The sequence below is a fragment of the Agrobacterium vacciniicorymbosi genome, from assembly GCF_040427045.1.
In the GTDB taxonomy this organism is placed as follows: Bacteria; Pseudomonadota; Alphaproteobacteria; order Rhizobiales; family Rhizobiaceae; genus Agrobacterium.
In genome coordinates, this window is record NZ_JBETMF010000001.1 from 623,725 (window position 1) to 630,909 (window position 7,185).

General features: G+C 57.2%; 5 protein-coding genes and 2 pseudogenes. 2 read left to right on the forward strand and 5 right to left on the reverse strand.

What is annotated here, in order from left to right; all coding sequences use genetic code 11:
* Together sufB and ABUK73_RS03140 are read right to left on the reverse strand one after the other, a co-directional pair.
* The gene (sufB, locus tag ABUK73_RS03135; protein ID WP_353575978.1) at positions 1 to 1,470 is read right to left on the reverse strand and encodes a Fe-S cluster assembly protein SufB; all 1,470 of its coding nucleotides are present in this window, start codon (positions 1,468 to 1,470) and stop codon (positions 1 to 3) included.
* Between the two features lie 180 nt (positions 1,471 to 1,650).
* The gene (locus ABUK73_RS03140) at positions 1,651 to 2,820 is read right to left on the reverse strand and encodes a cysteine desulfurase family protein (RefSeq protein WP_353575979.1); all 1,170 of its coding nucleotides are present in this window, start codon (positions 2,818 to 2,820) and stop codon (positions 1,651 to 1,653) included.
* 213 nt (positions 2,821 to 3,033) lie between these two features.
* Here ABUK73_RS03140 and ABUK73_RS03145 point away from each other — a divergent pair, with 213 nt between their 5' ends.
* Positions 3,034 to 3,711, forward strand: a complete 678-nt coding sequence (locus tag ABUK73_RS03145) for an alpha/beta hydrolase (RefSeq protein ID WP_062449413.1) — start codon at positions 3,034 to 3,036, stop codon at positions 3,709 to 3,711.
* 1 nt (position 3,712) lies between these two features.
* Here ABUK73_RS03145 and ABUK73_RS03150 read toward each other — a convergent pair.
* The 3 genes and pseudogenes from ABUK73_RS03150 to ABUK73_RS03160 form a co-directional block, all read right to left on the reverse strand.
* Positions 3,713 to 3,961: pseudogene (locus ABUK73_RS03150) on the reverse strand (GNAT family N-acetyltransferase); the annotation flags it as partial.
* 234 nt (positions 3,962 to 4,195) lie between these two features.
* Positions 4,196 to 4,456 (reverse strand): annotated as a pseudogene (locus tag ABUK73_RS03155) (GNAT family N-acetyltransferase); the annotation flags it as partial.
* Positions 4,453 to 5,589: an anhydro-N-acetylmuramic acid kinase gene (locus ABUK73_RS03160; protein WP_353575980.1), complete on the reverse strand. Its 1,137-nt coding sequence runs from the start codon at positions 5,587 to 5,589 to the stop codon at positions 4,453 to 4,455. The pseudogene ABUK73_RS03155 and the gene ABUK73_RS03160, both read right to left, overlap by 4 nt.
* Positions 5,590 to 5,737: 148 nt before the next feature.
* Between ABUK73_RS03160 and tyrS the strand changes: the two genes are divergently transcribed.
* Complete coding sequence (tyrS, locus tag ABUK73_RS03165; RefSeq protein ID WP_353575981.1) at positions 5,738 to 6,991, forward strand: tyrosine--tRNA ligase; 1,254 nt, start codon at positions 5,738 to 5,740, stop codon at positions 6,989 to 6,991.
* The last annotated feature ends 194 nt before the right edge of the window (positions 6,992 to 7,185 follow it).

A 7,185-nucleotide genomic window follows, 5' to 3' on the forward strand; every position in this document is an offset into this window, starting at 1 on the left:
TTATCCGACGCTACCTTCCAGCGAAATCCCGATCAGCTTCTGCGCTTCAACCGCAAATTCCATCGGCAACTGCTGGATCACATCCTTCACGAAGCCGTTGACGATCAGCGCGATGGCCGACTCCTCGGGAATGCCGCGTTGCAGGCAGTAGAACAGCTGGTCCTCGGAAATCTTCGAGGTCGTTGCTTCATGCTCGAACTGGCAGGACGAGTTTTTCGCTTCGATGTAAGGCACGGTGTGCGCGCCGCACTTGTCGCCGATCAGAAGTGAGTCGCACTGCGTGAAGTTGCGCGTGTTGGTCGCCTTGCGGTGAGCTGAAACCTGGCCGCGATAGACGTTTTCCGAGAAACCGGCAGCGATGCCCTTGGCGATGATGCGGCTCGACGTATTCTTGCCGAGGTGGATCATCTTGGTGCCAGAGTCGATCTGCTGATGACCGTTGGAGACGGCAATCGAGTAGAACTCGCCACGGCTATCATCGCCGCGCAGAATGCAGGACGGATACTTCCACGTAATAGCAGAGCCGGTTTCCACCTGCGTCCACGAAATCTTGGACCGATGGCCACGGCAATCGCCGCGCTTGGTCACAAAGTTGTAGATGCCGCCCTTGCCATCCTTATCGCCCGGATACCAGTTCTGGACGGTCGAATATTTGATTTCGGCATCATCCAGAGCCACAAGCTCGACCACGGCCGCATGAAGCTGGTTTTCGTCGCGCTGCGGTGCCGTGCAGCCTTCGAGGTAGGACACGTAAGCGCCCTCTTCCGCAATGATCAGCGTGCGCTCGAACTGGCCGGTGTTCTTTTCGTTGATGCGGAAATAGGTGGACAGTTCCATCGGGCAACGAACGCCCTTCGGCACGAACACAAAGGAACCGTCGGTGAAGACCGCAGAGTTCAGCGTCGCGTAATAATTGTCCGTCGTCGGAACGACCGAGCCGATATATTTCTGCACCAGCTCAGGATATTCGCGAATGGCTTCCGAAATCGACATGAAAATCACGCCGGCCTTCATCAGCTCTTTCTTGAACGTGGTGACAACCGAAACCGAGTCAAACACGGCATCCACGGCCACGCGACGGTTCTCGACGCCAGCCAGAATTTCCTGCTCCTGCAAGGGAATGCCGAGCTTCTCGTAAACCTTCAGCAACTCAGGATCGACGTCCTCAAGCGATTTCGGGCCGGGCGTGCTCTTTGGTGCCGCGTAATAATAGAGATCGTTGAAATCGATCTTGGGATAATTGACGCGAGCCCAGGTGGGTTCTTCCATCGTCAACCAGCGCTGGTAGGCCTCAAGACGCCAAGCAAGCATCCATTCCGGCTCTTCCTTCTTGGCGGAAATGAAACGGATCACCTCTTCGGAAAGGCCCTTCGGCGCCTTGTCCACTTCGATCTCGGTTTCAAAACCGTATTTGTACTGGTCCACATCGATCTGGCGGACCTGATCGATCGTTTCCTGAACCGCTGCCATAGTCGTTCTCCAATCTCGCCGGATCCAAGGTCCGGTGGCTTGTCAACGTATCAAGACGGAAGACCCGCCTTCATTCGTGTCCAGCATAACTTTCTTTGTTACGCCTTATTTAGTGTTCGGATGGCGCTTTTCACACTCTCCGGCAAGCGGAAATTTGACTTTCCGCAATTGTTTTTGGCCTCAAGCCGCCTGCACGGCCAGCTTTCGCCGCCCGGCAATCTTGGCAAAAGCCGCGATGGCCTTGTCGATATCGGCCTCAGTCGTCGCCGCTCCCAAAGAAATGCGAAGTGCACCAAGCTTAGGATCGTGCCCCATGGCGCTCAGCACATGGCTCTCGCCAACCTTCCCGGAAGAACAGGCCGCACCCGCCGACAGCGCAACGCCCTCGATATCGAAAGCAATCTGCCCCGTTTCGGATTTCAGACCCGGCAGCGTGAAAAAGGTCGTGTTGCAAACCCGCGCCGCCTTGGCACCGTGGATGATGACATCAGGTGCCGCTGCGCGCATCGCATCTTCCAGCGTGGCGCGCAGGCCAGTCAGACGCGCAGCTTCCGCATCGAGATTTTTCAGCGCCTCGACGGCAGCCGTTCCAAACCCGATAATAGCAGAGGTGTTTTCCGTACCGGAACGATGACCCTTTTCCTGACCACCGCCATGGATCAAAGGCTTCGGCATCATCACTTCCCCGCGGGAAATCAGCGCGCCCATGCCTTTTGGACCACCGATCTTGTGGGAAGAAACAATCAGGAAATCCACCCCGAGGGTCTCGATATCAACAGAGATGCGACCAACCGCCTGAACGGCATCGACAACCAGCAGACCGCCAGAGCCGTGAACTAAACTCGCCGCTTCCGCCACTGGCTGAACAATGCCGGTCTCGTTGTTGACCAGCATCAGCGCGACCATCGGAAGACCCTTGGCGGCATCATGCGATGCCAGCGCAGCCTCAAGCGCCGCAAGATCAAGAACGCCTTCAGTTGTAACGGCGATTTCGCTGACATCAGCCTTCTCGAACCGACCGCCCTCGCGAATGGCCGGGTGTTCGATGGCCGAGACGTAGAGATGGCCGATGGATAGTGCGGAGCGTCCCATCTTGAACGCAGGCGAAAGCACGAGATTGGCAGCTTCCGTCGCACCACTGGTGAAGACCACATGCGAGGCCTGCGCACCGGTCAGCGCGGCCACATCGCGGCGCGCGGATTCGATCGCAGCGCGAACAGTGCGGCCTTCCTTATGAACGGAGGATGGATTGCCAGACAGGTCCAGAGCGGAGACGAGCGCATCCCGAACGGCGGGCAGCAAAGGTGCTGTCGCGTTCCAGTCCAGATATGTGCGCGTCGTGGTGCTCATGGAGAAACTGTCTGTCTAACCTATGATTGATGCGCCAAAGCGCATTTTCCTTGAAATTTCCGTCGTGCTTGCCTTATGACACGTCCAACAGTGCAGACAGCACACGAAGTTTCGAATAGTTCTAAACTGGGTTTTAGAAAAGCTGACCTTCCGCGTCAAGTCTTCTTGCGCATGGAAAAGGCTCAGAAACAGAAAAACACGACCGGAGTACATATGCCCGAAGTCATTTTCAACGGCCCTGCGGGTCGCCTCGAAGGCCGTTACCAGCCATCCAAGGAAAAAAGCGCGCCGATTGCCATCATCCTGCATCCGCACCCGCAGTTCGGTGGCACGATGAACAACCAGATCGTCTACCAGCTTTTCTATCTCTTCCAGAAGCGTGGCTTCACCACATTGCGCTTCAACTTCCGCTCCATCGGCCGCAGCCAGGGCGAGTTTGATCACGGCGCTGGCGAACTCTCGGACGCGGCATCGGCACTCGACTGGGTGCAGAGCCTGCACCCGGATTCGAAGAGCTGTTGGGTAGCCGGTTACTCCTTCGGCGCGTGGATCGGTATGCAGCTTCTGATGCGCCGCCCGGAAATCGAAGGCTTCATGTCTATTGCGCCACAGCCCAACACCTACGACTTCTCCTTCCTCGCCCCCTGCCCGTCCTCCGGCCTCATCATCAATGGCGATGCCGACAAGGTCGCGCCTGAGAAGGACGTCAACGGTCTGGTGGAAAAGCTGAAGACCCAGAAGGGCATCCTCATCACCCACCGCACCGTTCCCGGCGCAAACCACTTCTTCAACGGACAGGTGGATACGCTGATGGGCGAATGCGAGGATTATCTGGACCGCCGTTTGAATGGCGAATTGGTGCCGGAGCCTGCGGCGAAGCGCATTCGGTAAATTAGCTGCGCATCTGCGCGGAGTATTCAAACGTCGGGCATTCGAGCCCGTCAATTATCATCGGCATGCGGCAACGCATGCCGATTTTCGTTAGAACGTTCTGCGACGCTCTGTTGTCCGGGTGTGTGAAGGCTATGAACGTTGGTCCAAAATTTCGTTCAAAAAACCAGTCGCGCAGAGCGCTTGCAATCTCGGTCGCATATCCCTTTCCCCATTCGCTGTGAGAAAGCGAATATCCCAATTCGAATTCAGGCTCGGCGCTCTCACTATTGATAGCCAGCGGGCGTGGCTTACCCCCCTCTGTCCTGCCGGACATCTCCCCCTCAAGGGGGGAGATCGACTCGTGGTGATCTTCCGCCTCTATTGAACGTTGCGAATAAAACGACGCGCCCTCGTCTTGCGGATCTCCCCCCTTGAGGGGGAGATGTCCGGCAGGACAAAGGGGGGTGGGCTGCGCACGCAGTTTTGAGTTATCGGCACGGTGATAAAGCGAAAAACCCGCTCTACCGATAAAACGATCATCAGCTCGGGATAAAATCTTGTATTTCGTGGTGCCATGTTTGGCATGCTCACAGAACCAAGTCGAAAGACGCTCCTGAGCCTTTTCGATGCTCCAAGGCGCCGCGCCGGAAAGGTAACGCGTCGTGGCGATTGTTGCATGGAGTTGCTGTATCAAATGGCTATCGCCCGGCTCCCACATGAGCAGACGTAGCCTTTGCGTTTCAAGAATAACATTCTGGCTCATGCTTGTTGCCCTCCAAGTTTTGCCAACACTCCGCCCGTCACCGGCTCCCGCACCCCCGTCGTGCCGGGATAGGTCAGCGGCAGACCTCTGAGCGAGCGCACCGCCAAATAGGCCCAGGCCTCCGCCTCCATCGCCCCACCATCAAAACCCGCGTCTTCTGCTGCGATGACCTCCGCCCCCAGCTTCGCTGCCTGCTCGGAAAACTCAGCCATAATCACCGGGTTGAGCCGCCCACCACCGCAAACGACATAGGTTCTGGCACCCTCCGGCAGATAGCTCGCAGACGTGAGAATGGCCGCACCGGTGAGATGCGCCAGCGTTCGCGCGCCATCCTCCAGTGAAACCTCGCCCTTGGCAGGCGGCAGGAAATCGGAGCGGTCGAGCGAGCGGCGGATGTTTGCAGAGAAGAACGGGCTTTCCATATAGCGTGATACCAGTGACGGAACGACCTTGCCGCGAGCCGCAGTGGCGCCGCCCTTGTCATAGCCTTTGCCGGTATGTGCCTCGATCCACTGGTCGATCAACATATTGCCCGGGCCACTATCAAAGGCCGCCAGCGTGCCACTCTCACCGACATAGGTAAGATTGGAAATGCCGCCGATATTGACGAAAACCGCAGGCGTTTCGAACTGTGCGGGTAGATTGGCGGCGAGTGCTGCGTGATAGACGGGGATCAACGGCGCGCCCTGTCCACCGTGCACCATGTCATTGGCGCGCATGTCGTAGACCACATCGATGCCGGTTTCCTCGGCAAGTAAAGGCCCGTCGCCGATCTGCACCGTGAGTGCGTCATCCGGGCGATGAAGCACCGTTTGGCCGTGAAAGCCGATGACGTCGATGGCCTGCGCACTCAACCCGTTCCGATGCAGGAATGATTTGACCGCAGCCGCATGTGCCAGCGTCAGCTTGCGTTCGGCTTCACCCAGATCGTCGGGGCGCTCACCGCGCTGCCGGATGGTTTTGGCTGTGACCAGCGCCTTTTGCCATGTGGCGCGCAGTTGCTGGTCATAGGGAAAATATCCGCTCGGGCCGTGGTACACGACGCTTTCGCCATCCGTACGCAGAAGCGCGATGTCGATGCCATCCATGGACGTTCCGCTCATCAGCCCTATCGCGGTTTTGACCTCGCCCATATCCGTTCTCCTGCCAGATGGAATCATCTCGTTACCGATTGCCGATATTCATGGCGCAAACGGGTGCACTTTTCAAAAAATGATGCTAAAGGCGCGGCATTCACTGGCATTTCAGTGAGCAGAAGACCCAACCAGAAAGAAAAAGGTTATGTCCAGGTTCAAGTCCGATTTCCTCCGCACGCTCGATGAGCGCGGCTTCCTTCACCAGATCTCCGATGAGGCAGGTCTCGATGAACTCTTCGCCAAGGAAACCGTAACGGCCTATATTGGATATGACCCGACGGCTTCCAGTCTTCATGTCGGCCATCTGACACAGATCATGATGCTGCACTGGCTGCAGGCAACAGGCCATCAGCCAATTTCTCTGATGGGCGGCGGCACCGGCATGGTGGGCGACCCTTCCTTCAAGGAAGAAGCGCGCAAGCTGATGACGGTCGATATGATCGAGGACAATATCACCTCGCTCAAGCACGTCTTTGCCAATTACCTTGATTACGATCGCCAGCCCAATCCTGCGCTGATGATCAACAACGCCGATTGGCTGCGTGGTCTGAACTACCTCGAGTTCCTGCGCGATGTTGGCCGCCACTTCTCGGTCAACCGCATGCTGTCCTTCGATAGCGTCAAAACGCGTCTCGACCGCGAGCAGTCCTTGTCGTTCCTTGAATTCAACTACATGATCCTTCAGGCCTACGACTATGTAGAACTGAACCAGCGGACCGGTTGCCGCTTGCAGATGGGTGGCTCGGACCAGTGGGGCAACATCATCAACGGTATTGATCTTGGCCACCGCATGGGCACGCCGCAGCTTTACGCGCTGACCTCGCCGCTTCTGACCACCTCATCAGGTGCGAAGATGGGCAAGTCTGCATCCGGTGCCGTTTGGCTGAACAAGGACCTGCTGCCGGTTTATGATTTCTGGCAATACTGGCGCAACACGGAAGACGCAGATGTCGTGCGCTTCGCCAAGCTCTTCACTGTCCTGCCGATGGATGAGATTGCCAAACTCGCGCAGCTTGGTGGCTCGGAAATCAACGAAGCCAAGAAAATCCTGGCAACGGAAATCACGGCTGTTCTGCACGGTCGTGCCGCTGCCGAAGAGGCCGCAGAAACCGCCCGCAAGACCTTCGAAGAAGGTGCGCTGGCCGATAACCTGCCATCCATCGAAGTGCCGAAGGGTGAGCTTGAGGCGGGCGTTGGTCTGCTATCGCTGATCGTCCGCGCCGGTCTTGCTGCCTCCAACGGTGAAGCCCGTCGTCACGTTCAGGGCGGTGCTGTGAAGATCAACGACCAGAGCATGTCCGATGAGCGTCAGGTCATCCGCGCTGGTGAAGTCACGGCAGATGGCGTGATCAAGCTATCGCTGGGCAAAAAGAAGCACATTCTCGTGCGGCCTGTTTGAAAATAAATCAGGGAGATAGCGCCCGCTTCTCCCTGCATTTCCTTGGAGGATACAACCTCTCCTCCGTCATGCTCGGGCTTGTCCCACTACTGTCCGGTTTAAATCTGTAGACACGGCGCACGGTGTTGATTCTACTCGTATTCAAGCGTTTGGCGACGATTTGGACACGAAAGAGGGGCAACACCGTGCGGCAT